The organism is Rhizobium sp. BK312, assembly GCF_014193605.1.
GTDB lineage: Bacteria > Pseudomonadota > Alphaproteobacteria > Rhizobiales > Rhizobiaceae > Rhizobium.
In genome coordinates, this window is record NZ_JACHZP010000004.1 from 316162 (window position 1) to 342265 (window position 26104).

Genomic DNA, 26104 nt, shown 5'->3' on the forward strand with positions numbered 1-26104 from the left:
GGGCGCATCGTATTACTAGATGGTGCGAGTTCGCCTCAGCCTTCGAAGCCGAACCGCTCGACGTCGAAATCGTCGCCATCATAGCTGATGGCTCCGGCTTGGGCCTCCGCCATGTCGTCGTGCATCGGAATGGGCGCGCTGACGAGGCCTGGCAGCGTCATGTCGACGGCCATGCCTGGCGGACGCAAAGCCCAGGCGACGATCGCCCCTGTCGACATGTCTCCTACACCGGCTGAGACATCTTGCGCAGCCGCCGAGGGAAGGGCAGCGATCGGCTGCATCTTTGCCATGGCGCTCTCGGCCGTATTCTCCACATTGTCAGACACGACGAGCTTTCCAGCGTTGCTGCGTCCCACGACCAGGCTGGCGAGCACGGCAGCGGGAGCTGGTCTTTCCGGCGCGGTCGTGGGGATGACGACGATGCTGCTGGTAGGCCGCCACGCCGGCAGCGGAACGGCATAGGCCGCGAGGTCGGCAAAGGGTTGGGTCTTGCTTTCCTCGGCCACCCGCGTGCCAAGCTGAGCTTCCAGCCCATCCACGGCCCGGCTTCTGGGGGTTGGCAGCATGCTAGTCAAAAGGCTGCGGTCGGGTTCGACGTTGCGAGACGCTGTGAATGATCCGGCATCGTCGCTATCGTCATCAACGGCCGTGATTTTGCTCGCCATCTGGGAAGGGCGCTTTTTGGATTGTGCGACCGCTACGTCGTAACCCGGCAGTGGCCTGCCATCTGCCGGCACGTGAAGCGTCTGTCCATTGGGGAAAAGCCGCGCAAGCTCCTGGCGCGACATTCTCGGCCATGCGCGCACTCCGCCAACATCCAGATGCACGAAGGGCGAACCGGAATTGGGATAGAAGCCCACGCCGCCGATCTGCATCTGCATGGCGATTGCGCGCAAGCTCGCGAGCTTCACGCCGGGAATGAAAAAATCCATTGCTTTGCCGAGCGTGTGCTGGCTGTGCTTGGCAACGCCGGAGCTGCGCGAGCGGTTGCGCAGCATACTGTTGGTCGACGGAGAGCGGTAGGCCGAAACCACGTGAATGGCCTCCTTGGCGCCACTGCGGCGGTAAACCTCCCAGACGAGATCGAGCAATTCCGGATCGATCCTGGTCGGCTCGTTCTTTCGCCAGTCGCGCAAGAAGCGGTTGATTTGAGCAAGGCCGCGCGGGTCATATTTGCCGTTACGCTTGAAGACGATGGTCGACCTTTCCCCCGTATGCGTGAAGAAGAGCTTGAGTGCCCTGTCCTCGGCCGCCGCCGAACCGGCAAAGGCGCCGAGCATCAGCATCGCGATCAGCGCCACCCGGAAAGCGATGAACGAGAAAGTCGTGGCGAAAAATGCCGCCGGAATGGAAAAGATCACGTGATGCACGGATACGACTTTCGCCCTTGCTAAGAGAAACAGAAATCAGAGGCGCCGCGCCTGCGGCATCGCTATACCCTCCAATTATGGTCAACAAATCCCTAACGGACCGTTTAAAGGCGGAAGCGGAAAAATTTCGTTGGTCCGAGCATATTCGTGAGCGGTTGAGGTCGCTTTCTCCCTTGGCATGCCTTATTTCTGAAAGCTTCAGCTTTGCCGTTGCAATCTTGTCAGCGGTCAACCCTTGCCTGTAAGGCGGTTTCTTCCAAAAGATAGGTAAAACCGGCTTTGCAAACGTTTTCGCGTGGGTTGCAAACTGTCTGCCAAGACATCATCATCCCGCCCCATGAGTGGACAGAATCGATTTGCTCCCCCGTCGAGCGGGCAGCAAACAATCAAACGTAGCGACCTATTGCGGCAGCTCCGGCGCGCTGGGCTGCGCCGTTTGACGACCATTGTCGCACCTGCCGGCTACGGCAAGACCTCGCTTGCCGTCCAATGGTACGAGCTGCTGAAGGCGGATGGGGTCAAGCTCTGCTGGGTGTCGCTCGATTCCGAACACACCAATCAGGAAGCCTTTCTGCTTGCATTGATCGATGCCTTGCAGACGCTGCTTCATGAAGATGGTGCCGACGCCGGCAACCTTCCGGCTGCAGCATTGCTTTCGGTGCTGGCGACCCGCCTGCGCAAGATCGAAGGACCGCTCGTCGTCTTTCTCGACGATTATCATTTCGCGCAGACGGATGCGACCGAGGCGCTGATGGCGAAGATCCTCGCCGACCTCTCGCTCGAACATGTCAAGCTGGTGCTGGTCAGCCGCAGCCCACCACGCTTTCCGCTCTCGGCCTTGCGGCTGCGTGGTGAGTTCAAGCAGTTCGGCGTTGCCGAGCTTGGCTTCAGCGATGCCGAAGCAGGAGAGCTTTTTGCCGGGAAGGGCACTCATCTGACGGAGGAGCAGATCGGTTCCTTCAATCGCCGGACCGAAGGCTGGGCGGTCGCACTGCAGATGGTGAGCCTGCTCGTATCGGAATCGGATGAAAGCGACAGCATCCTTGCCTCTTTCGATGGCGGCGATACGGATATGGGCTCTTATCTATCGGAGCAGGTGTTCGAGCATCTACCCGAGGATATACGCCAGTTTCTCATCGACACGGCCGCCCTTCCTGCTTTCAATCATTCTCTGCTCGAAGCGGTGCTGGACAGCAGAGAGCGTGCCGACCTCTGCGAAAGCCTGGCCGAATACGCGCTTCCGGTGACCTTGCTTGCCGGCCCCGGCAACTGGATGCGGTTTCACCCCGTCTTCAACGAGTTCCTCAAGAAAACCGCCAGTCGCAGAGGTGTCGATGCCAATCGCGCTCTTAATCGTGCGGCACACTGGTTCGAGGCACGGGGCGACATAGACCGTGCGGTTCATCATGCGCTTTCCGCAGGCGATGCCAATCTTGCGGCGCGCATTGTCGAAACCGCCGGCGGATGGCGGCGCGTCTATGCCACCACCCGCGGCGGCGCAACATTGTTTCAGGCCTTGAGCGGACATGCCTCGGAAATCGATCTGGCCCGTTTTCCACTTGCGACCCTCGGCCTTTCGATCTTCAACGCCAAGGCGGCGCAGCTTGCGGCGGCCAATCATTATCTCGCCATCGCCGATCGGGTGGCCGCCGGCGATCCGATCCTGGCAAAGGATGTGCGCGTGGTGCGCATCCTCCTGGCGCTTTATACCGACCATTGGGCGAGTGCGGCCGACCTTTCCGCTCTTGAGGACGATCTGCGGCAGCCGGATGGAATGGAGCTCATTCATCGGGCGCTTGCGCTCAACATGCTCTCCTACAATTTTCTGATCCGCAGCGAGCTTGACCGGGCTCTGCATTACGGGCATCTGGCCATTCGCGCCTTTCGCGACGGCGGCGCCGATTTCGGCGCCATGCACCTTTATACCCATATCGGCCAGGCTTTCTTTCTATCCGGCGATTGTGCGAGCGCTCTGTCGGCCTACGAGGAACTGATCTGCGAAGCCCAGACCAATATTGGTCCAGGCAGCGATCTCGATGCTGTCGGCCAAGTATTGAAAGCCGAGGTTCTGTCGATGCGCGGTGAGGCGGACACCGCGGCGGAAATGCTTGAATGGGCGCTGCCGCATCTCGAGCTTCACGATACCTGGTTCGATCTTCTGGCTGCCGGCTTCATGGCCGAACAGCGGGTCTTGCGCATGCGTGGGGATCTGCTCGCCGCGCATGCAGCCATGGACCGCATCCGCGCCACTGCGAGACGCCGTAGTTTCGATCGGCTCACGCGGCTGATCGATGGGGAGCGCGCCATGCTGCTCATGGCCTCCGGCGATCTCGATCATGCAATCCGCCATGCCGAGGCCAATGGTTTTGGCATACAGGCAGTCGCTTCGGATCGCGCCAACGCGTTGGCCATTCATTTGCGCGGAGCCACGCCGGCTATCTTCTGGACCCGCACCCATCTAGCCCTTGGCGACAAGGTCAAGGCGCGCGAGATCTTCGATCAATTCATGATACGCCAGACGCAGCGCCCGCATGTTCCGCGTGCAATCGAGCTTGCCCTCATCGAAATCGAAATTCTTCTGGCGGAGGGTCAAAGCGAACCTGCCGCCGCCCGCCTATCCGATCTCGTATTGACGACGCCGCTTGCCGATTATCGCAACCTGCTTCGTTTTGGCCACCCGGTAGCGCTTTCAGAGCTTCGTGCGCTTGTCAAACATCCGACCGTCGCAGCGATTACCCGCCAGCGGCTTCAATCGCTACTTACGGATGCGGACGTATCGGAAGAGCCGGCCGTCGACAGTGAAGATGGTTCTGTTTTCACAGGCCGGGAGCGCACGGTGCTGGAATTGCTGAGCTCGGGGCTTTCCAACAAGGAAATCGGCCGGATGCTCGCCTTGTCCGACAATACGATCAAGTTTCACCTGCGCAATATTTTTGCGAAGCTCAACGTCTCGACTCGGACCGCGGCCGTGACGGCGGCACGTCAAAAAGGTGTGCTTGATCGATAACCTACCCGTTCGGGTGGGTTTTGGCATCTCCGCCCACCCATCGGAGAGGCTATCGATAGACGAAAAAACACCTAATCTGCACTCGTGCGAATATAGTGATGAGAGGTAGATTCGTGATCGTCGTCGATCCGGTGACACAGGAGATTATTGAAGGCAAGCTGGCAGCCACCGTCGACGAGATGGGCGTGGTCATGGCCAGAACCTCGATGAGCCCTGTGATCTACGAGGTGCTTGATTTTGCCTGTGGTCTCCTCACCCGTGACGGTGAGCTGGTGGCGCAGATGAACGGCATCACCCTCTTTACCGGCACGTTCGGCACGCAGGTCAAATCGCTGATCGCACTTTACGGCGACGATTTGGAAGACGGCGACATTCTGCTCACCAACGATCCCTATTCCGGCGGCACGCATGCCTGCGATTTTGCCATCGTCAAGCCGATCTTCTTCGATGGTCGGATTCTGGCCTATGCTATCAACGTTGCGCATTATCTCGATGTCGGCGGTTCGGTTCCGGGCTCGCTGGCGCCCAATGCCACCTCCGTCTTTCAAGAGGGATTGAGGCTGCCGGGCGTGAAAGTCGTGCGCAGCGACCGCTTTTCGGGCGAGGTGCTGCGCATCATCCGCGAGAATGTCCGTCTGCCCGAAGTCGCGATCGGCGATCTCACGGCGCAGGTTGCGACTGTCCGCGTTGCCGCCAGACGCATGGCCGAGCTTGCGCGCAAATATGGCACCGATGTCGTCGAAGCCGCGTTCGATCACCTTCTGTCGGTGAGCGAGAAGCAGGCGCGCGCCGCCATTGCGGCATTGCCGGACGGAACCTATGAGGCGGAAGATATCATCGACGGCGACGGCGTCACCACCGATCCCATTTCGGTCAAGGTTGCCGTCACGATTTCCGGCGATCGCTTGACGGCGGATTTCACCGGTTGCCCGCCCGCGGTCGCAGGCCCGATCAATTGCGCGGCCGGTGCGCTGCAATCGGCGGTGCGTACCATTTTCAAGGCGCTGGTCGCGCCGCAGGCGCCGTCCAATGAGGGCTGGTTCCGGCCGCTCTCCGTTATCGCGCCGACAGGTTCGGTTTTCACCGCCGAGAAGCCTTCTCCGACGGGCTGGTATTACGAGGGCTCGGTGCATGCTTCAGAACTCGTCTGGAAGGCTCTTGCCAAGCTGATGCCAGAGCGGTTCTCCGCCGGTTCCTATACGAGCCTCTGTGTCGTCTATGTCTCCGGCAAGGACGAGGCGGGGCAGCCATTCATCCATATCGAGCCGCAGCATGGCGGTTGGGGAGCCAGCAGGGACGGCGACGGCGCTAATGCGCTGATCGCGCTCACCGACGGCGATACCTACAATTACTCCGTCGAGGTCATCGAAGCGCGCTTTCCCTTGCTGGTGCGTCGCTATGGGCTCAACGTCGAAGGTGGATCAGGGGCCGGGCGCCGTCGCGGCGGTTTCGGCGTCATTCGCGATTATGAAATCCTCGGAGACGGCGCTTCCGCCTATTGCAGCTTTGGGCGAACCGAAACGCCTCCCTGGGGAATAGAAGGCGGCAAGTCCGGCAGCATCAATCTTCTGCAGGTGGAGGAGAACGGCGGGAAAGTCCGCAATTTCGGCCGGGAGCCGCATATCGAGCTGAAGCGCGGCGATCTCGTGCGGATCATCACCGGCGGCGGTGGTGGTTGGGGCGATCCGCACGCTCGCGAGCCGGAGCAGGTCCGCCGCGATGTCGAAGATGGCTACATCACTCGGGATGTAGCGCGCAACCTGTATGGATATGAAGAGGGCATGGCGTCATGATCAGACTGGCGACGGATGTAGGCGGTACCTTCACCGACCTCGTCGGTTATGATGAACGCACGGGCGAAATCTTCACCGCCAAGAGCCTGACGACCGTTCACGATCAGTCCGAAGGCGTCCTTGAGGCGATTGCACTTGCCGAGAAGAAGGACGGGCTTTCGGCGCGCGATGTGATCTTTTTCGCCCATGGCGGAACGACCGTCATCAATGCGATCACGGAACGCAAGGGCGTCAAGACGGCGCTGGTGACGACTGCGGGGTTTCGTGACGTGCTGGAAATCGGCCGCGGCAATCGTCCCGATCTCTACAATCTGCAGTTCAAGAGCCCGGAAGCCTTCGTACCGCGCAGTCTGCGCTTCGAGGTGCGCGAACGCCTGGATGCCAAGGGGCGGGTGCTGACGCCCATCGAGCTTGGGGATATCGAGCCGATCGTCCGTGGATGCCGCGCTCGCAAGGTCGAGGCGGTCGCCGTCATCTTCCTCCACAGCTACGCCAATCCCGAACATGAGATCGCCTGCGCCAAGGCGATCGCCGAGGCGCTGCCGGATGTCACGGTTTGCGCCAGCCACGAGGTTTCCCGCCAATGGCGGGAATATGAGCGTTCCAATACGGCCGTGCTCAACGCCTATGTGCAGCCGATCATCAAGCGTTATTTTGCGCGGCTTGAAAGCGCGTTGACTGAGCGCGATCTCACCTGCCCCTATTATGCCATGCAGTCGAACGGCGGCATCTCCACCTTCGATCAGGCGCAGACGAGCCCGCTGACGCTGGTGGAATCCGGCCCGGCCGGCGGTGTGGCGGGGGCTGCGCGCATCGGCACAGTGCTTGGCGAATCCGAAGTCTTGTCGCTCGATGTCGGTGGCACGACGGCAAAATGCTCGCTGATCCATGACAGCCGCCCGACGCTCGACAGCGAATATAAGCTCGAACATACTCGTATTGCGCCCGGTTATCCGGTTCAGGTGCCGGTGGTCGATATCGTCGAAATCGGCGCCGGCGGCGGCTCGATCGCGCGCATCGACGAGCGTGGCGCGCTCTGCGTGGGTCCGCAAAGCGCTGGATCGACACCGGGGCCGGCCTGCTATGGCCGGGGCGGCGAGAAGCCTACGCTTTCCGATGCCCTGTTGACGCTCGGCATTTTCGATCCGGCAAGCTTCGCCGGCGGCCAGATGCAGCTCGACAAGTCCAAGGCTGCGGCCGCGATTGCGATGGTTGCCAAGCCGATGGGGTTATCGGTCGAGGATGCGGCGCTCGCAATCGTCGAAATCGCGCATGCGTCGATGATCAATGCGCTGAAGCTGGTGACGGTCCAGCGTGGGCATGATCCGCGCGATGCCGCTTTCGTCATTTCCGGGGGCGCGGGACCTGCGCTTGCTGCGCGTCTCGGGCGCGATCTTGGCGTGAAGATGACTGTCGTGCCGCCGCATCCCGGCATCTTTTCGGCCTGGGGAATGCTGGCGGCCGAACCGCGCGCCGATTTCCGCAGCACGTGGTTCGCTCCCCTTGGTCCGGAAGCCGTCAGCAATCTCAAGCGCCGGTTCGACGAATTGAAGCGTGAGGCGGTCAAATATTTCTCCAAAGGTGATGCGGCGGAGGTACGGTATGTCTGCCGCGTCGAAGCCCGTTATCGCGGGCAGGAGCACGGCGTCTTCGCTCTCTTCGAAATGGAGGATGATGCCGAAAGCTTTGCGGAACGCTTTCATGCCGCGCATGAGCGTGCATACACCTTCTGTCTGCCCGGTTCGCCGGTCGAGATCATGATGATCCATCTCGAAGCGGTGCTCCACGGCCCGGTCATCGCCATCCCGAAACTCGATCGTGTCGGCCGATCGCTGGATGCAGCCTTCAAGGGGCACCGCGAAGTCTATTTCGGCGGCACGACCGGTTGGGTGTCCTGCCCCGTCTACGAGCGCACACGACTGCCGTCTTCCGAGAGAGTTGCCGGCCCACTCATCATCGAGGAAGCGACCGCTACGTCGCTGGTGGTGGCCGGGCAGGAACTGGAAGTGAGCGAGGAGGGCTTGCTGCTCATCCGGGAACGCGACGGGGGAAGCATCTAGTATGGCGATAGCGATCGGTCTCGACCATATCGTCAGAAATTACGGGCCGACGCGTGCCGTCGACGACGTGACGCTCGACATCAGAGCCGGGGAGTTCTTTACATTGCTCGGCTCGTCCGGTTGCGGCAAAAGCTCTTTGCTGAAGCTGATCGGCGGCTTCGACAGGCCGACATCGGGACGTGTGCTTTTCGACGGAAAGGACATGGCTGATGTTCCTGCCAATCGCCGGCCGGTCAATACCGTTTTCCAGTCGCTCGGGCTCTTCCCGCATATGAATGTCGCTCAGAACGTCGGCTACGGCCTGAAGTTGCGCGGATTGTCCGGTGCTGCCTTGAAAACGAAGGTCGATGGCGCGTTGGACCTGATCGAACTTTCGGGTTTTGCAGATCGCGACGTCAATCTTCTCTCAGGTGGCCAGCGCCAGCGCGTGGCGCTGGCGCGCGCTCTCGTCATGGAACCGGGTATCTTGCTGCTTGACGAACCTCTGACCGGGCTGGACGAACGGCTGCGCCAGCAAATGCGCGACGAGTTCGGACGGCTTCACAAGCGTACCGGTGCGACCTTCATTCTCGTCACCCACAATCAGGACGAGGCACTCAGTCTTTCGGATCGCATGGCGGTCATGCACAAGGGGCGGATCGAGCAGACCGACGTGCCGTCGCGCTTCTTCGAGGCGCCGGCCAATGCCTTCGTTGCCCGTTTCGTCGGCATCGATACGCTCCTCAAGCCCGAGAGCATCTCGATTTCAGGCAGCACGGCTCTCGTTACGATTGCCGGACAGCACATCAGTGCCAGCTTCTCCGGAGCGGGGCCTCCAGCCGACGCGCTCGTCGCAATCCGCCCGGACCGGGTTGAACTTATCCCCGCTGGCGAGGACGTGGCCGAAATAATTGAACTTAAGGTTGTCGAAAGCATCTATCGCGGACTCAGCCATGACGTTACGCTCGCTTTCGCCGACGGCCAGCGTGTGCTGTTAACGACCAGCGCGGACGCGATTCCACCCTCGCCGGGGGAAAGCGTGCGCGTTTGTTTGAAGCCGGGTGCTGCGCTCCTGATCGATCATTCCGGAAGAACGGCCTTGGCTGAAGGCGATGAGTAGAACCCGAATAGCTGAACTAAGCAAAAAATGAGGGAAGGGAATGACACGATGAATAAAAGCAATGATTTCGCCTCCTCCGCCTTGAGGAGCAACATGCAGCGCCGTGACATGCTCAAACTAATGGGTGCAGGCGCGGCTGCGCTATCCTTTGGTGGATTGGCTGCCACGCAGGCCATGGCCGATGATGCAACGGTAGCATTCTGGGCTACCGCCACGCTCGATATTGGCGACAAGTGGCAGGAATTTACCCGGCAGAGCGGCGTTTCGCCTGAGTTTACCGACAATGGCAATGATGTCGGTCCGGTGGTTGCACGTCTTGCCGCCGGCAATGCCAACGATCTCTTTGATGTCGGCGGCTTTCAGGGTGGGGCCGAACGGGAACTTGCCAAGCAGGGCCTGATTACCCCTTGGGACGTCTCCAAGATCCCGAATTTCGCGGGCATCTGGCAATGGGCCAAGGATATTCCGACCCTGACCTATGAGGGCAAACAGTACGGCATTCCCACGGTCGTCAATGCCGACTCCATCATCTATCGCCCCGACAAGCTCGGCAAGGTCGATAGCTACGGCGTCATTTTCGATCCGAAGCTCAAGGGCCGGGTCGCGATGGAAGATGCCTGGATCAACAGCGCCATCTTTACGGCCATCTACCTCAAGGAAGCCGAAAACAAGCCGATCAAGGAGCCGGGCAACCTGACGGAATCCGAGCTTGGCCTCGTCATGGAGTTCCTGATCAAGCACAAGAAGGATGGCCAGTTCCGTACCTTCTGGAACGGCTGGGAACAGGGCGTGCAACTGGTGGCGAACGAGGAAGTCGACGCCATGACCGGCTGGGAGCCGATCGTCTATGAAGGCCGTAAGCGCGGACTTCAGGTGGAGTATGCAGCTCCCGTCGAAGGCTATGAAGGCTGGGGCAACAATACGGTGCTGCTCAAGGGTGCCACGGAACGCGGCAAGGCCGACGTTGCCCACAAGTTTGTCGATGGCTTGCTTGCCGGTCTCTATGGCTGCGAACTCGGGAAGGCGCGTGGCTACCTCGTGCCGACCGACAACAACCTCGCCTACGCCAAGGCCCATCCGGATGAATACAAGGCCGATGACGTCTCCAAGCTTGCCGACCATGTGAAGGCTAAGTTCTCCGGAAAGGTCTACTGGCAGAATTGCCGGCCGGACAATTTCCAACTTTACGAAGAGTGGTGGCAGAAGCTGCGCAACGCCTGAGTTAACAAGATGGACAGGGGCTGGCGCATCTGTCGAAGGACAGGCCGGCCCCCAAGCCGATTGGATCAACGACGAGAGAAGGAGGGTTAGATGATGAAGACACCAGTTCTGTTGCTGGCTGCTCCGCTTGCGGCGATCCTCGTGCTCGGCCTTGCGCCGCTCATTCTCGTCATCGTGTGGAGCTTCTGCGCCTGGGATTCCGCCACCTATTGGATTAAGCCGGAATTCAGTCTGGCCGCCTATGGCGCCATTCTGGAAGCCGGGCGCTGGAGCGTGTTCCTGTCCACCCTTGGCAAGGCGTTGCTGACGTCAGCTATCTGCCTCGTCATAGCCTATCCCACCGCCTATGCGATGTATTTCCTGGCTGGTCGCACCCTGTCTGTCGTACTTGCGGCCTTGCTTACGATCCCGTTTTTCACGTCCTATCTCATTCGCTCCTTCTCCTGGCGGCTGCTGCTCGGCCGCACAGGGGTCATAAACACGCTTCTACAGCAGGCCGGCATTACCGATGCGCCGATCGACTGGCTGCTGTTCAGCGATTTCGCGGTCATCGTCGGACTGGTCGCCTCCTACCTGCCGTTCGCAACCTTCCCCATCCTGCTCTCGATGCGCCGTGTCGATCCGATCGCGCTGGCGGCATCGCGCGATCTCGGTGCCGGGTTCTGGACGATGGTCCGCACCGTGCTGCTGCCGCTGACCTATTCCGGCGTCTTCGCCGGCTTCCTCTTCGTCTTCGTCATGGTTGCCGGCTCCTCGACGGAGGTGCAGATGCTCGGCGGTGCCGGTGCATCGATCGTCTCGGTGATGATCAACGACGTCATGCGCGTCGCCAATTTTCCGCTCGCCTTTGCGATTTCGACGCTGATGCTCGTCATCGTCTTTGGACTGGTGCTGATCGGGGATGCCCTGTTCGGCCTCTCCTCGCTATTCGAGGAGCGTGGCCAATGATCGTCAGGGAAGGAATGGCCCCGCGCATTGTCATCTGGACGCTGACCATCTTCGGTCTCATCGTGATCTATGCGCCGCCGCTTTACCTGCTCGGTGTCTCGTTCAACCCGGCGCTGCAGCCGGGACTGCCGCATTTCTCCGACATCACCCTGAAATGGTACCTCGCACTCGGCTCGGAAAGCGCGCTCGTCGCCGCGCTCGGCCAGTCGATCGTTATCGCGCTTGCGACGGCCGTCATTGCGACGCTGCTGTCGCTCGGCGCGGTGCTGGCGCATCGTGAGCTTCATCGCGGGCGCAGCCTGTGGTTTTTGACTGTGCTGCTGCCGATGTTCGTCCCAGGCGTCATCCAGGGGCTGGCGCTTTCGACCGTGATCAGCCGCGCCGGCGTGAAGGCATCGGCTTTGACTGTCATTGCCGGCCATCTGCTATGGGCGATGCCTTTCGCCTTCATCGTCATCCTGACGAGCTTTGCCGCGGTCAGGAGGTCCTATTTGATGGCGGCTGATGATCTCGGCGCCGGTCGCTTCCGGCAATTCTGGGATATTATTCTGCCGTTGATCCGGCCCGGCCTCGTCAGTGCCTTCATCTTTTCGTTCCTGCTGTCGCTCAACGAGTTCACGCGCGCGTTCTATCTGGCCGGCCGTCAGAACACGTTGCCGGTCGTGCTCTTCGGCAAGATGAATTCCGGCGCTTCTCCGACGATCTATGCGATGTCGGGCGCAATCTTTCTTGTTTCCAGCGTTTGCGTGGTGGCTGTGGCACTGCGTTCGCTGCTTATGCAACGCCGAATGGGGTGATCAATATGCAAATAGGACTGACCAATCGCAAATTCCGCCCGCCCTTAGACCTCCACCAATGGGAGTACAGAGGATGAAACACGAGTCAAAGCTGATGGCACTGATCCGCGCGGGAAAGAGGCAGGAGGCGCTCGATATGGTCGAGCGGCTGAAGGCGGGGGCACAATCGCCGCCGACCTCCATCAAGGTGGATCGGACGGGCGCCGTCACTTATTACAAGGGAAACTGCCGTTTCGTGAGAAACATCCAGGGCGGCTGGGACCTGGTGCCGAAGAAAAAGTAGATGTCTGCTGTTGATCCGGGCATCGAAGAGGCCGGCGCCGTCGAACGTGCGGTGCGGGCAAGAAGCAACGTTGGGAAGGGAGCATTGCGCTTCACCCCCATCGTGGGGCGCCGTGGAAATTCGATTTGGCGGACGGGCAATACTTGACGTTTGTCGTCGCGAACATTTGCCCATGCACGGTAATTAGGTCGAATATTCAATATTCTTTAAGATGTAATAATATTAGAAGATATCTTATTTAGAAATATAAAATTAACGTCCGAAGCCTAAGCTCTCCTCGACCGTCATCGCAAGACGATGGTCATCAAAGGAGACAGGACCATGTATCGTGTTTCTCATTTCAACGGGGAGAAAGAGGGAGCCGCAGCGGTCGAATTCGCACTCATCGCACCGCTTTTTTTCCTTCTGCTTCTGACGCTGATTGCCTTTGCCATCTATCTCACTGCCGCTCATTCGCTGCAGCAATTGACCGCCGACGCCGCCCGCACGGCAATCGCCGGGCTATCGGCAAACGAGCGAAGCCAGCTGGTTCAGAGCTTCGTCACCAACTCGACCATCAACGATGCTTTCATCGACAAGACCAAGTTGACGGTGACCGTCGCCACAGATCCGACCAATGCCAACCAGTTTACGGTCAGCGCCAGCTATGACGCGTCGGATCTTCCGATCTGGAACCTCTATACCTTCGCAATGCCGGATCCCACCATCCGCCGCTATTCGACGATTCGCCTGGGAGGTCTGTAATGAAACAGCTTCTCGGCCGGTTCGCGTCGCTTAAAGACAAGCGAGGAAACGTCGCGATCACGACCGCGCTCGTCTCGCCTTTGATCCTTTATTGCCTTGGTCTCGGCGTCGACTATGGCATGATGACGCTGCAGCAGCGACGCCTGCAGCAGTTGAGCGACATTGGCGCGATATCGGCTGCTTCCAATATTACAAATGCGCAAACTGCACTTTTGAACAATCTGCAAAGCAACGGCACCACGGCGGCCGTCGCCTCGGGCAGCAACTATATGACGAGCAACGGGCTGGTCAGTGCGGCCATGGCCAACTCCGGCCAATATGAGACCGTGGCCAATTTCGTGCTCGGCACCTATACGGCGGACACATCGGTCCCGCTGGCAAACCGCTTCTCGTCGACGGGAGCCGCGCCATATGATTCCGTAAAGGTGACACTGACTCAGAAGGCGGTGATGCCTTTCGCTTCCGCCTTTGCTACACCGCCGACCTTGAGCGCGACGGGCACCGCGTCCAGCGAGCGTCTGGCCGCCTTTTCGGTGGGATCGCGGCTTGCGAGCCTCAATGGCGGTATTCTCAACCAGTTGCTTGGCACCTTGCTTGGAACCCAGATCTCCCTGAAGGTCGTCGACTATCAGTCGCTCATCAGTGCGAATGTCAATCTATTGAGCTTTCTCAATCTGTTGGCAACGGATCTCAAGCTTACTGGCGTAAGCTATAACGAGCTTCTGGCAACCGACGTCACATATGACAAGATTCTCGGCGCTCTCGGCAAATCGACGAATCTTTCGGCCGGAGTCGTCACCCTCATCAACAATCTGGGCAAAACGCTCGGTACCACGAAATTGACCGTAAAGCTGCAGGATATCGTTAATCTCGGTCCGCTGGGGCGCAATATTGTGGGCACATCCCCCAATATGACTGCCAATATCAACGTGCTGGATCTCATTTCCACCACGGCAATGGCGGCCAACCAGCAAAGGCAGATTGCGCTTGATCTCGGAGCGGCATTGCCCGGAGTCGCCACGGCAAAATTGACACTAGCGATCGGCGAAATGTCCCAGCAGACGCCAGCTCTGGCCGTGGGTGCACCGGGCACGATCGTTCGAACGCCGCAGGTCCGTGCGGCGCTTGAAGTCGCCGTCACCGGCCTTTCGGTGATCGCCGGGCTGAAGCTCAGGGTTCCCCTTTATATCGAGCTTGCCCCTGCTGAAGCCAAGCTTGCTTCGATCACCTGTGTCGGCGGTTCCATGCCAAATGCCGTCGTCGGAATAGATGCCGTACCCGGTGTTGCCGAGGTGGATCTGGGCGACGTCAACACATCTGCCTTCGTAAATTTCGGCTCAGAACCGCGGGTCACGCCGGCTGCGATCATCGATTCCCTTCTTCTGAAAGTGATCGCGAGCGCGCAGGGCGATATCGCCAACATGAGCCCGACGCGACTGACCTTTCAGCCTCCGGAGATTTCGGCCAGCACGATCAAGACGGTTTCTACCAACAGCGTCCTGACATCCACAGTCTCCTCGCTCCTGAAAAACGCCACCATCACCATCCAATTGCTCTTCCTGACGCTCGGAACGCCGAAGGACGTGCTCTCGGCCATTGCTGACACGCTGTCGGTCGTGACCGCGCCGCTTGATCAGGTTCTATACGGCACGCTCGGTCTCCTCGGCATCGGTATCGGCCAGGCTGATGTAAGCGTCACTGACGCGAGATGTACGCAGCCCGTGCTGGTGCAGTAATAGTGTCTTGAACCGCATTATGGAGCGGCTTGCTTCTTGCGAGGCCGGCATGCAGGTCGGCTTCCTGCTGTCCGTCAAAGCCCATGGCGGCTGCTCATTGTCGCAGCCTTCAAGTCAGATAGGGACCGATGCGCTCCGCTACGGATGCAATATCCCTGACCCGCATCCCAGCCACGTTGATCCGACCGGAATCCGGCATGTAGATGCCATGCTCGGAGCGAAGCTGCCGAACATTTTCCGGACAGATCGGCAGCAGGGAGAACATGCCTTCCTGCGAACCGATATTGGTGAGCTCCGCGCGGAATTGGCCAAAAGCCTCGGCAGCAGCCTGGCGGATCTCGACGATGCGCGTGCGCATTTCGCTGAGTTCATCGACCCAGGTCCGCTGCAGTGAAGGGTCCTCAAGGGTTGCGGCGACGATGGCTGCTCCGTGCGCGGGCGGCATGGAATAGCTCGTGCGGGCATAGCTTGCGAGATTGCCTATAGCTTTGCTCAAGGATGCCTGCCGATCCCCGAAGAGATAGGCCGCGCCGGTGCGCTCCCTATAGAGCGAGAAGGATTTGGAGCAGGAGACGGCAACCATGGCCTCAGCGACTGTTTCGATGACATCAATCATGCCGGCCGCATCTTCAACGCGTCCACGTCCAAGACCTTGATAGGCATTGTCGAAGAGCGGGATCAATCCATTGGCAGCGATGATGTCGGCAATATCTCGCCAGTTTTGCCGCGATAACGCGGCGCCTGTCGGATTATGGCAGCTCGTTTGCAGCAGCACGGCATCGCCGGGAGCAGCGTTCCGCAGGGTTGTCAGCATCTCGTCAACGAGGACGGCCTGCTTTTCAATGTCGAAGAAGCGATAGGTTGCGATCTCAAGGCCGACGCTGGCAAAGATTGCCTGGTGATTGACCCAAGTGGGCGTGCCGATCCAGATTTTCCGTCGCTTGTCGAGAGCAAGCAGTTCCGCAGCCAGGCGCAGAGCGCCGGTGCCGCCCGGTGTCTGAATTCCCGCGACCGGCTTGCCACCACGGCGCTCGCCGAAGACTTCGGACGCTAATGCTCTAAGGAAAACAGGATCGCCTTCCGGACCGATATAGGATTTGGATTGCTGCGTTTCCCAGAGATGATGTTCGGCTGCCTTGACAGCTTTCATGACCGGCGTTCGGCCGGTTTCATCGCGATAGACGCCAACGCCGAGGTCGATCTTTCCGGGCCTCGGGTCGGCCGCGAACTTGGCAATCAGTTCAAGCAGGGGATCGGGCTTCTGTTCCGTAAGGCTGTCGAAAAACGCTGTCTTATTCATTGACCCATCCCTTTCCCTATTGCGGCCAATCCTGCAGAACCCGCACGAACTCCGACAACCACGCGTTCGTTTGGTGGCCGTCCAGGGAGCGATGGTCGATCGTCAGGGACACATAGGCCATCGGGCGGATCTGGATCGTATCGGCCCCATCGACCTCCCGAACGATGACACGCTTCTCCAGCTTGCCGATGCCGAGGATGGCGGATTGCGGCTGATTGATGATGATGGGAGATGCGACCAGGGAGCCGGAAACGCCATGATTGGAGATCGTAAAGGTCCCGCCTTTCATATCGTCGGCCTTGAGCGCATTGGATCGCGCCCGGTCCGTCAGATCCTGGAGCCTTGCGGCGATCGCCTCAAGTTGGAGATTCTGCGCCTGCCGAATGATCGGCGCGACCAGGCCCTTGTCGCCCAATGCGATGCCGATCCCGATATTGATATCTTCGAAGATCTCGAGATTGTCATCATGCCATTGGCTGTTGACTTCGGCGACGAGTTTCATGGCCGCAACGGATGCCGCCACGAAATAGGCAGTATAGGATAGGTTCACGCCTTTGGCCTTCAGTCGGGCCTTGTTGTTTTCGCGATGGCGCATGATCGCCGTGAAATCCGCCTCGAAGATAGCGGTGACCTGCGGCGCCGTCGCCAATGATTGAGCCATGTGCCTTGCGATCGAAAGCCGCATGGCCGAATGGGGAACGATCCGAGATTTGCCGTCAGCCGCGACTGCCGGCGGGGTCTGCCCAGCCTCGACCCGCTGTGACACCGGCGCGGATGGATGCGGCTTGGCGGCTTCCAGCGCATGATCCATATCGGCGCGTGTGACTCGCCCATCCCTGCCGCTGCCTTTCAGACTGGCCGGGTCGATCCCGTATTCCTCGGCGGCCTTGCGAACGGCGGGTGAATAATAAGCGGCGGCGGAGGCCGTGGCAGGTGAGGCCGGCTGTATCTGCAACGGAACCTCGGCCGCTTGCGCTGCAGCACCGCTCGCGTTTTCGATGCTCATGCGCCCGAGGATCGCCCCCGGCGTGGCGTCATCGCCATCCTCCATCGCAATTTCGCTCAGGATACCGTCGCATTGCGCCGCTATCTCCTGGGTGACCTTGTCGGTTTCCAGTTCGACAAGCGCATCGCCTTCTTTCACGTGGTCGCCGATCCGCTTCAGCCAGTTTCGCACAATCGCTTTCGTGCCCTCTTGCTCGATCGGAGCCCTGATCTCGATGATACCAGTCATTCTAAAACTCCAGGATTTCGGCAATGCGTTTGGCGATCCGCTCGCTAGACGGGACGGCCCAGTCGAGAAGCACCGGGTTATGGGGGCTGGGGATATCCGGCATGGTCAGGCGTGAGACGGGCGCATCGAGATCCGTGAAGGCCTTGTCTGCAATGATGGCGGCAATTTCCGCGCCGAAGCCTGCGGCTTCGAGATCTTCGTGGACGATGAGGCAACGGTGCGTCTTGGCGACCGACGCAAGCACGGCCTCCTGATCCCAGGGCATCAGTGTGCGGAGATCGAGGATATCGGCGGAGATGCCCTCGGCTGCCTCCTCACAGCGCTGCACCATTGCGCCCCAGGTGACGATGGTGATGGCGCTGCCGGTCCGCGTCAGCTTCGCCTTGCCGAAGGGCAGCGCGAAATCGTCGCCGGGGTAGGGGCGACGCGCCCAAGCGTGATCGAGCATCGCCCGATGCTCGAAGAAGATGACCGGGTCGTTGCCGCGGATCGAGGTGCGCAGCAGGCCGACGGCATCCTCTGCATTCGATGGAACGGCAACCTTCCAGCCTGGCTGATGGACGAAGGCCACTTCGTTGGTTTGGCTGTGCCAGGGATCGCCACATTTGAAGAAGCCGCCGGGCATGCGGACCACGATGGGGGCTGCGAAGCGATTGTTGGTACGCCAGCGGATGGTGCCGCAATCGTTCAGCTGTTCGGTCGCCGGTTCGGCATATTTCCGAAACTGGATTTCCGGAATGGGGACGAGCCCGGCGAGCGCCATACCGACAGCACGGCCGATGATGCCCTCTTCGGATAGCGAAGTATCGAAAACCCGCTCGCTGCCGAATTTTTCCTGCATGCCGAGGGTGACGGCATGAACCCCGCCCTTGGGGCCGATATCCTCGCCGAACATGACAACGCGCTCGTTGATCGTCATCTCGTGTTCGAGTGTTCTGCGAATGGCCGTGACCATGTTGATGCGTGGGCCGGAGGTTTCCGGTACATCCGTTGTCGCTGGAGGCTCATATCCGGATGGATGCTGCCCGCCCATCGTCTGCATATCGCCGTCGAAGAATACATGGCGGGTTACGGAGGAGGGGGCGGCGACCGGCCTGTTTTCAGCTTGCGCGCGGGCGTTTTCGGCTATATCGCGCGCTTCGCTTTCGCAAGCATCCCATTCCCGCATCGTCATCACTGCGGGAACGAGGAAATCCTTCAGGCGCGGCAGGGGATCGCGTTCCCATTCGCGCTTCACGGTTTCCTCGCTCTTGTAGGTCTGCGTGTCCTGAAAACTATGGCCCTCGAGGCGCGGAACCGTGAGCCTGAGAAGAGCCGGCTTGCGTTCGTCGCGAACAAACGAGACGGCATCTTGCACCAGACGAGCGGCTTCGGCCGGGTTGCATCCGTCGCCGTCGAAGATTGCGAGATTTTTCCAGCTCGCGAGATTGGCTGCGATATTCCCTCCCGGCGTCTGCGCCGTCGAAGGCACCGAGATGCCAAATCCATTGTCCTCGATATAGAACAGCATCGGCAGCGCCTGCGTCGTGGCAGCGGTCAATGCAGCCCAGAAGCCATTCGAGGCAACGGAGCCATCGCCGCCAAGCACAACACCGATATCCCGCGCATACTCCTCGCGGCCCAATGTGGTGGCATAATATTTCATCGCCTGCGCCCAGCCGGCCGTCGGCGTGTATTGCGCTCCGACGCCACCGCACATGGGCAAGGCCGAGGCGCCGGCATGGTTCGGATAGTTGAAGACGACACCAATGTCGCGCCCGTCGGAATAGCCGCCAGCGCGGCCCATGGCCGAGCCGAGCGCATCGGCCGGATCGACGCCAAGCGAGAGTAACAGCGGTCGTGAGCGATAATAACCACAGGTCGCATCGTGCAGGCCCGTCAGCTGCATTCCAAGGAGGATCTGCGCCATGTCGTGGCCGCGTGCGGAAAACTGATAGAGAACCTTCTTTTCCGGAACGAGGCGTTTCTCCTCCATCTCGTCGAGAGCCCGGGAGAGGTGAACGAGATAGGCAACCTTGCGCCAGTCGATGCGATCGTCGGGCGAGTTCCGCTCGTGGCTTTTGAAGGCTAGCTGGGCCATGTGATCCTCCTGCAGATGGCCCAACTATTTTAATTCAAGGGTTAGCTCTGTTCCTTTCAATTTGGCAGGTTTTGCCGTAGCTTTTGAAAGAGATGTTTCATCCATGGCGGGTTTCTGAATGGAAAATTTCGATCTTGATCACGTCGACAGAGCGATTCTGCGCGTGCTGCAGGAGGAGGGCGATATCAGCCAGGCGGCGCTGTCAGAAAAGGTCGGGGCATCGCCCGCGTCCTGCTGGCGAAGGATCAAGGCGCTGGAGAGCGCCGGCGTGCTGGGCCGGACGGTTCGCCTTGTCGATCCCGACAAGATTGGTAAGGGGCTGAACGTCTTCTGCCAGGTCAAGATGAAGACCCATGATCCTGCGACCCGCCGCGATTTCGAACAGTTCATCGCCAGCTATCGCGAGGTGCTGGAATGTTACTCCATGTCGGGGGAGTGGGATTACCTGATCCGTGCCGTCGTCGCCGATGTCAGGGAATATGAGGGGCTTCTGATGCGGGGTATCCTGACCCATGAAGCGGTGCTGAGCTCATCGTCGCACTTCTCGCTGAAATGCGTCAAATACACAACGGCGTTGCCAACGAACATATCGCGATAAAGCCTCTGTCCGTACTCGCCTTGAATAGTGCGAGTGTCTCACGCTAATAAACCCTAACAATTTCAGATGTGGAGCAGGGTTGGAGTGTCGGCTGATAACGTCAAACTCGGCCATGAACTGAGCGAAGCGGTTGCGGCGCTCCTTATCAACTTGCCGATAAAAGCGGCGAGTTTCATCGTGACGATCTACGGCGATGTCATCGAGCCGCGTGGGGGCGTCGTCTGGATCGGCAATCTCATCGAAACGTGCAAGAGCGTCGGGATTACCGAGACGCTGGTGCGGACTGCGGTGTCGCGACTAGTGGCAGCTGGTCGGCTTGCGGGCGAGCGCGAAGGGCGCCGCAGCTTCTATCGGCTGACCGAGGCCGCTCAAGCCGAATTTGTCGAGGCCGCTAGCCTGTTCTACGGACCGCAACCCGCAGTCCGTTGGCAATTTGTCCTGATCAACGGACCTGCGCCGGAAGAGATCATGCAGGGCCTTGAGCGGGAGGGATTTGCCAGGCTGAACCCGCGTCTCGCGGTGGGAACGCATCCCGCACCGCCCCTGCCGGGCCGCGTCGTTGTCTTCGATGCGCAGTTGGCGACCGAAAACGGCGCGTTGCGGGAATTTGCCGAAGAGGCTTGGAACCTGCCGCGCTTCGCGGAGGCCTATGGCGAATTCATTGCCCGGTTCGGTTCATTTTTCGAACGCGTCGGAAATTGTGCCGCGCTATCGCCGTTCGATTGCCTGATTGCCCGGCTGCTGCTTGTGCATCAGTATCGCCTGATCATGTTGCGCGAGCCGCATCTTCCCAAGTCCGCCCTGCCGGATAATTGGCCGGGCGAGGAGGCGGGGCGCCTGTTTGCCGAGCTTTATTTGCGTCTGTCAAAAAAAGCTGACGGCTATGTCGCTCGCCGTTTCGTGAATGAATCGGGCAAGCTTCCAGAGATGACGCCGGCAAGCCAGGCTCGGCTCGATCACCTCAAGGCACGCTGAAGGATCAATCCGCTCAGGTACATAGTAAGAGAAGTTCGGCTTGCCACGTGCTTTCACGGCATTGAATGTCACAGAAAACTCTAAAAATTCATTTGTATTGTGACATATCGCATGCTAATAAATGACCGATCGGTCGGTTAATGCGTTTGCCCCGGATCGCTGTTTCGTGGAGGAGAACGAGAAACAGGCTTATACTGGCGGTGCCTTGAAGCTTCAGCTTGGCTGAAGTCTTCAAGGCGACTGCAGGCTTGCGATCATTCTCGATCGCGCGGGAGGCGCGAAGACGGAGGAAAGATCAATGTATGCACAGATGGTGAAAACCGATGGCGCCCGCATCCGTTCCCTCGACGAGATGGACCCGCAGGAGCGCGCCTTTCAGGAGCGCGTCGATGCTGGCCAGAAGATCGAGCCGAAGGAATGGATGCCGGAAGGCTACCGCAAGACGTTGATCCGCCAGATCAGCCAGCACGCTCATTCCGAAATCGTCGGTCAGCTGCCGGAGGGCAACTGGATCACCCGCGCGCCGACGCTGGAACGCAAGGCGATCCTGCTTGCCAAGGTGCAGGACGAAGCCGGCCACGGCCTTTATCTCTATTGCGCCGCCGAGACGCTCGGCATCAGCCGCGACGAGATGTATGAGCAGCTGCATTCCGGCAAGGCCAAATATTCCTCCATCTTCAACTATCCGACGCTGACCTGGGCCGATATCGGCGCGATCGGCTGGCTGGTGGATGGCGCTGCCATCATGAACCAGGTACCCCTGCAGCGCTGTTCCTACGGCCCCTATGCGCGGGCGATGGTGCGCATCTGCAAGGAAGAAAGCTTCCATCAGCGCCAGGGCTTCGACATCCTGATGAAAATGGTGAAGGGCACGCTGGCGCAGAAGGCCATGGTGCAGGATGCGCTGAACCGCTGGTGGTGGCCGTCGCTGATGATGTTCGGCCCTTCGGACGATGCCTCCGTGCATTCGGCCCAGTCGATGGCCTGGAAGATCAAGCAGAATTCCAATGACGAACTGCGGCAGAAATTCGTCGACCAGACAGTGCCGCAGGCCGAATATCTTGGCCTGACCGTTCCCGATCCGGATCTTAAATGGAACGAGACAAAGGGCGGCTATGATTTCGGCGAGCCGGACTGGGAGGAATTCTTCAACGTCATCGCCGGCAATGGTCCCTGCAATGCGGAGCGGCTGAATGCCCGCAAACAGGCCTGGGACGATGGCGCGTGGTTTCGCGACGGCCTGACGGCGCATGCCGAGAAGGCTGCGGAGCGTCACGGCGCGGCAAAGGTCGCCGCCGAATAAGGCGCGCGGTATAGTCAGGGAGTGAGAAACATGTCCAGTGAATGGCCGCTTTGGGAAGTCTTCATACGTGGTCAGCATGGCCTCAACCATCGCCATCTCGGCAGCCTGCATGCGCCCGATGCCGAGATGGCGATCAACAATGCACGCGATGTCTATACGCGCCGCAACGAGGGCATCAGCATCTGGGTGGTGCGCTCGTCCGAGATCACTGCAAGCGCCCCTTCGGAGAAGGGACCGCTGTTCGATCCCTCCAATTCGAAGGTCTATCGTCACCCGACCTTCTTCGATATTCCCGATGAAGTGGGGCACATGTGATGGCGATCGCTACCCTTGAGCCGGCGGTCGATCAGGCCGCTCTTGTCGAATTCCTCCTGCGCATCGGCGATAACACGCTGATCCTCGGCCACCGCGTTTCCGAATGGTGCGGCCGCGGGCCTGCCCTGGAGGAGGATATCGCGCTTGCCAATACGGCGCTCGATCTCATCGGCCAGACGCAGCTCTGGCTCGCTCTGGCGGGCGAGGTGGAAGGCAAGGGCCGCTCGGCTGATGATCTCGCCTATCTGCGCGATGGTTTCGAGTTCCGCAACATCCTGCTTGTCGAGCGTCCGAACGGCGATTTCGGCAAGACGCTGATGCGGCAATTCCTCTTTGACGCCTGGCACTATCTGTTGCTGAGAGCTTTGAAAGGTTCGGCCGATCCGCGCATTGCTGAGATCGCTGAAAAGGCTTTCAAGGAAGTCTCCTATCACCTCGATCGCAGCCGAGATCTGATCATTCGCCTTGGCGACGGCACGGCCGAAAGTCACCGCCGCATGCAGGAAGCCCTGGACGAACTCTGGCCTTTCACCGGCGAAATGTTTGTCGGCGATGCCGTTGATGCGACATTGACGCAAGCCGGCGTGACCCCTGAGCCGCAGAGCCTCAAAGCCGGCTGGGACGAGATTATCTCCGATGCGCTGGCGGAAGCGACGCTGAAACGCCCCACAGACGGCTATATGCACAAGGGCGACCGGCGCGGCGTTCACACCGAGCATCTCGGCTATCTCCTGGCCGAGATGCAGTTCCTGCAGCGCGCCTATCCGGGCGCGACCTGGTAGGAGGTGGAGATGGCGACCGCGCTGCATCCTTCGGTCGAAGAGGTCTGGCACTGGCTGTCGGAGGTGCCGGACCCGGAGATACCGGTGATTTCGCTGACCGATCTTGGCATCATCCGCGACGTCGGCTGGCAGGAGGATACGCTTGTTGTCACAGTGACGCCGACCTATTCGGGCTGTCCCGCCACCACGGTAATCAATCTCGATATCGAGCGGGCATTGGCCGAAAAGGGCCTCGATCGGGTACGCCTCGAGCGGCAGCTGTCGCCCGCCTGGACAACGGATTGGATCAGCGCCGGGGGACGCGAGAAGCTGCGTGCCTATGGCATCGCCCCACCGATCGATGGCACCGCTGCCGATGGCGTGCTGATGAAGCGCATCGATCGGCTTGCGGGCCGCTCCAATCTCACGATTGCCTGTCCGCGCTGCGGATCGACGAACACGGAAAAGATCAGCCAGTTCGGCTCGACGCCGTGCAAGGCGAGCTATCGCTGCACCGAGTGTCTGGAACCCTTCGATTACTTCAAATGTATTTGACCCCAAAGGACGAGATCCGCATCCATGGCACGTTTCCATCCGCTGACTGTCACCGATGTGCGCCGCGAGACGCGCGATGCTGTTGTCGTCACGCTTGCGCCAGCCGAGGAGGATCGGGCCGTCTTTGATTTCACGCAGGGCCAGTATCTGACGTTTCGCCGCAAGTTCGACGACGAGGAATTGCGCCGCTCCTATTCGATCTGCGCGGGGAAGGACGAAGGCGTGTTGAAGGTCGGCGTCAAGCGCGTAGATGGCGGCTGCTTCTCGACCTGGATCAACGAAAACCTGAAAGCCGGCGACATGCTGGAAGCCATGCCTCCCATGGGAGCCTTCTTCACCGCAATCGAGCCGGATACCGCCAAGCATTATCTCGGCTTTGCCGGTGGCAGCGGCATCACGCCGGTTCTTTCGATCATTAAGACCTTGCTGGTTCGCGAGCCGCGCTCGGTCTTTACGCTGGTCTATGCCAACAGGCAGATCAGCTCGATCATGTTCCGCGAAGAGCTGGAGGATCTGAAGAACCTCTATCTCGGCCGCCTCTCGGTGCTGCACATTCTGGAGAGCGAAGCGCAGGAGATCGATCTTTTTACGGGACGGATCGATGCGGAGAAGTGCAAGGCGCTCTTCAAGAGCTGGATCGACATCAAGTCGGTTGCGACAGCCTTTATCTGCGGTCCCGAGCCGATGATGCTGGCGATCGCTGCGGCTTTGCGTGAACACGGCATGCGCGACGACCAGATCAAGTTCGAGCTCTTCGCCTCCGCGCAGCCGGGCCGCGCGCGGCGCAAGGTGGAGAGTAGTGCCGCCGCCGATCATGAGACCAGCTGCGAGGCGACGGTCACGCTCGATGGCGCGACGCGCATCTTCAAGTTCCCGAAGCACGGCCAGTGCCTGCTCGATGCAGCGCTCGAAAACGCGATGGATGTTCCCTATGCCTGCAAGGCCGGCGTTTGCTCCACCTGCCGGGCCAAGGTTCTCGAAGGCGAGGTCGAGATGGAGGTCAACCACGCGCTCGAGGATTACGAGGTGCGCCAGGGCTATGTGCTGACCTGTCAGTGTTACCCGCTCACCGACCGCATCGTCGTCAGCTACGACCAGTAGGCGCGCGCATCGAAGGGAGGAACAAGATGTCCGAGACGATGCCTATCGAGCAATATCTGCAGGAGGGCGGCATGCTGTCCTCGCCCGACAACGCGCCTCCGCGCTATCGCGGCGAACTCTTGCGTCTGATGGCGAGCTTCGTCGATAGCGAACTGGCGGGTTCCGCCGGCTTTGCCGATATCATCAACGACGCGCCCGGGATTCAGGAGCGCATTTCCGCAGCACGCATCGTACTGGAAAAAACCGACCATGCCGGCCAGGTCCTGCAGGTCATGGAGACCTTCGGCGTCGATGGCGGGCGTTATGCCATCCACCATCCCTGGGCGGCACGGCTTTCCCGCGACGCTGATATCGGCGCTGTCAGGCAGGGTGGTGATATGCGGCTTGCCGTCTTCCATTATCCCCTTGAAGGCTGGGTGGATGCGGTTGTCATGAACGTTCTGATGGGTGCTGCCAGCGTCGTGCAGTTGAAGGAGCTGGCGCGCGTTTCCTATCAGCCGCTGGCCGAAACCTTCCGTGCCATCCTGCCGCGCGAAAGACGGCATGCCGAACTCGGCGCCGCCGGGCTTGTCCGCATCGTCACCGATGACGAGGGCCGGGCGAAGGCACGGGCTTCGGCCGCTTATTGGTATCCTCGCGTTGCAGCGAGCTTTGGCCATGCCGGTTCAGCCCGCTTCGAAACATTCTCACGCTTCGGCCTGCGACATACGCCCAACGAAACTTTGCTGGCCGAATGGCAGACCGAGGTTGATGCGCAGCTCTCTGCGCTCGGTTTGAATTGATCAGTTCGGGAGATGCCTGGCGGTTTTCCGCTCGGATCACCG

General features: G+C 60.0%; 22 protein-coding genes. 18 read left to right on the forward strand and 4 right to left on the reverse strand.

All coding sequences use genetic code 11. The features are described 5' to 3' along the window. Nucleotides 1-35: 35 nt before the first annotated feature. A complete protein-coding gene (locus FHT85_RS13720) occupies nt 36-1370 on the reverse strand; it encodes a DUF882 domain-containing protein (RefSeq protein WP_181476252.1) in 1335 nt (444 codons plus the stop codon). Between the two features lie 436 nt (nt 1371-1806). Here FHT85_RS13720 and FHT85_RS13725 point away from each other — a divergent pair, with 436 nt between their 5' ends. The 10 genes from FHT85_RS13725 (at nt 1807) to FHT85_RS13770 (ending at nt 15058) form a co-directional block, all read left to right on the forward strand. Then, nucleotides 1807-4377, forward strand: coding sequence for a LuxR C-terminal-related transcriptional regulator (locus tag FHT85_RS13725; RefSeq protein WP_246779980.1), 2571 nt, complete (start codon nt 1807-1809; stop codon nt 4375-4377). A gap of 98 nt (nt 4378-4475) precedes the next feature. Next, a complete protein-coding gene (locus FHT85_RS13730; protein WP_112337030.1) occupies nt 4476-6170 on the forward strand; it encodes a hydantoinase B/oxoprolinase family protein in 1695 nt (564 codons plus the stop codon). Beyond that, nucleotides 6167-8230 carry a hydantoinase/oxoprolinase family protein gene (locus tag FHT85_RS13735; RefSeq protein WP_112410792.1) on the forward strand — a complete coding sequence of 688 codons (2064 nt, stop codon included), beginning with the start codon at nt 6167-6169 and terminating at the stop codon, nt 8228-8230. Before FHT85_RS13730 ends, FHT85_RS13735 begins: the two co-directional genes overlap by 4 nt. Before the next feature lies 1 nt (nt 8231). Next, nucleotides 8232-9329 (forward strand): ABC transporter ATP-binding protein, encoded by a 1098-nt coding sequence (locus tag FHT85_RS13740; protein WP_112337028.1) that lies wholly within the window; start codon nt 8232-8234, stop codon nt 9327-9329. 48 nt (nt 9330-9377) lie between these two features. Beyond that, complete coding sequence (locus FHT85_RS13745; RefSeq protein ID WP_112337027.1) at nt 9378-10550, forward strand: PotD/PotF family extracellular solute-binding protein; 1173 nt, start codon at nt 9378-9380, stop codon at nt 10548-10550. A 93-nt stretch (nt 10551-10643) separates the two neighbouring features. After that, nucleotides 10644-11498 carry an ABC transporter permease gene (locus tag FHT85_RS13750; RefSeq protein WP_181476258.1) on the forward strand — a complete coding sequence of 285 codons (855 nt, stop codon included), beginning with the start codon at nt 10644-10646 and terminating at the stop codon, nt 11496-11498. Continuing rightward, nucleotides 11495-12295 carry an ABC transporter permease gene (locus FHT85_RS13755; protein ID WP_112337025.1) on the forward strand — a complete coding sequence of 267 codons (801 nt, stop codon included), beginning with the start codon at nt 11495-11497 and terminating at the stop codon, nt 12293-12295. The genes FHT85_RS13750 and FHT85_RS13755 overlap by 4 nt, the downstream gene beginning before the upstream one ends. 73 nt (nt 12296-12368) lie before the next feature. Further along, on the forward strand, nt 12369-12578 hold the full coding sequence (locus FHT85_RS13760) for a hypothetical protein (RefSeq protein ID WP_112337024.1): 210 nt from the start codon (nt 12369-12371) through the stop codon (nt 12576-12578). 321 nt (nt 12579-12899) lie between these two features. Beyond that, complete coding sequence (locus tag FHT85_RS13765; protein WP_112337023.1) at nt 12900-13322, forward strand: TadE/TadG family type IV pilus assembly protein; 423 nt, start codon at nt 12900-12902, stop codon at nt 13320-13322. After that, nucleotides 13322-15058, forward strand: a complete 1737-nt coding sequence (locus FHT85_RS13770) for a pilus assembly protein TadG-related protein (RefSeq protein ID WP_112399809.1) — start codon at nt 13322-13324, stop codon at nt 15056-15058. Before FHT85_RS13765 ends, FHT85_RS13770 begins: the two co-directional genes overlap by 1 nt. Nucleotides 15059-15167: 109 nt before the next feature. Here the strand turns inward: FHT85_RS13770 and FHT85_RS13775 are convergent, their stop codons facing one another. The 3 genes from FHT85_RS13775 to FHT85_RS13785 are packed head-to-tail and all read right to left on the reverse strand — an operon-like array spanning nt 15168 to nt 19672. Further along, nucleotides 15168-16358 carry an aromatic amino acid transaminase gene (locus FHT85_RS13775; protein WP_112337021.1) on the reverse strand — a complete coding sequence of 397 codons (1191 nt, stop codon included), beginning with the start codon at nt 16356-16358 and terminating at the stop codon, nt 15168-15170. Between the two features lie 16 nt (nt 16359-16374). Continuing rightward, on the reverse strand, nt 16375-17592 hold the full coding sequence (locus tag FHT85_RS13780) for a dihydrolipoamide acetyltransferase family protein (RefSeq protein ID WP_112399808.1): 1218 nt from the start codon (nt 17590-17592) through the stop codon (nt 16375-16377). A gap of 1 nt (nt 17593) precedes the next feature. Then, the gene (locus tag FHT85_RS13785) at nt 17594-19672 is read right to left on the reverse strand and encodes a transketolase C-terminal domain-containing protein (protein ID WP_112337019.1); all 2079 of its coding nucleotides are present in this window, start codon (nt 19670-19672) and stop codon (nt 17594-17596) included. A gap of 118 nt (nt 19673-19790) precedes the next feature. Here FHT85_RS13785 and FHT85_RS13790 point away from each other — a divergent pair, with 118 nt between their 5' ends. The 8 genes from FHT85_RS13790 (at nt 19791) to FHT85_RS13825 (ending at nt 26062) form a co-directional block, all read left to right on the forward strand. Continuing rightward, on the forward strand, nt 19791-20270 hold the full coding sequence (locus FHT85_RS13790) for an Lrp/AsnC family transcriptional regulator (RefSeq protein WP_112337018.1): 480 nt from the start codon (nt 19791-19793) through the stop codon (nt 20268-20270). 84 nt (nt 20271-20354) lie between these two features. Beyond that, nucleotides 20355-21245 (forward strand): phenylacetic acid degradation operon negative regulatory protein PaaX, encoded by an 891-nt coding sequence (gene paaX / locus FHT85_RS13795; protein WP_112337017.1) that lies wholly within the window; start codon nt 20355-20357, stop codon nt 21243-21245. A gap of 298 nt (nt 21246-21543) precedes the next feature. Next, nucleotides 21544-22548, forward strand: coding sequence for a 1,2-phenylacetyl-CoA epoxidase subunit PaaA (gene paaA / locus FHT85_RS13800; protein ID WP_112337016.1), 1005 nt, complete (start codon nt 21544-21546; stop codon nt 22546-22548). Between the two features lie 30 nt (nt 22549-22578). Next, nucleotides 22579-22863: a 1,2-phenylacetyl-CoA epoxidase subunit PaaB gene (gene paaB / locus FHT85_RS13805; protein ID WP_112337015.1), complete on the forward strand. Its 285-nt coding sequence runs from the start codon at nt 22579-22581 to the stop codon at nt 22861-22863. Then, on the forward strand, nt 22863-23645 hold the full coding sequence (gene paaC, locus FHT85_RS13810) for a 1,2-phenylacetyl-CoA epoxidase subunit PaaC (protein WP_112337014.1): 783 nt from the start codon (nt 22863-22865) through the stop codon (nt 23643-23645). Before paaB ends, paaC begins: the two co-directional genes overlap by 1 nt. A 9-nt stretch (nt 23646-23654) precedes the next feature. Continuing rightward, a complete protein-coding gene (gene paaD / locus FHT85_RS13815; protein WP_112337013.1) occupies nt 23655-24179 on the forward strand; it encodes a 1,2-phenylacetyl-CoA epoxidase subunit PaaD in 525 nt (174 codons plus the stop codon). A gap of 24 nt (nt 24180-24203) precedes the next feature. After that, nucleotides 24204-25280: a 1,2-phenylacetyl-CoA epoxidase subunit PaaE gene (gene paaE, locus FHT85_RS13820; protein ID WP_112337012.1), complete on the forward strand. Its 1077-nt coding sequence runs from the start codon at nt 24204-24206 to the stop codon at nt 25278-25280. A 26-nt stretch (nt 25281-25306) separates the two neighbouring features. Then, on the forward strand, nt 25307-26062 hold the full coding sequence (locus tag FHT85_RS13825; RefSeq protein ID WP_112337011.1) for a Phenylacetic acid catabolic protein: 756 nt from the start codon (nt 25307-25309) through the stop codon (nt 26060-26062). Nucleotides 26063-26104 lie beyond the last annotated feature (42 nt).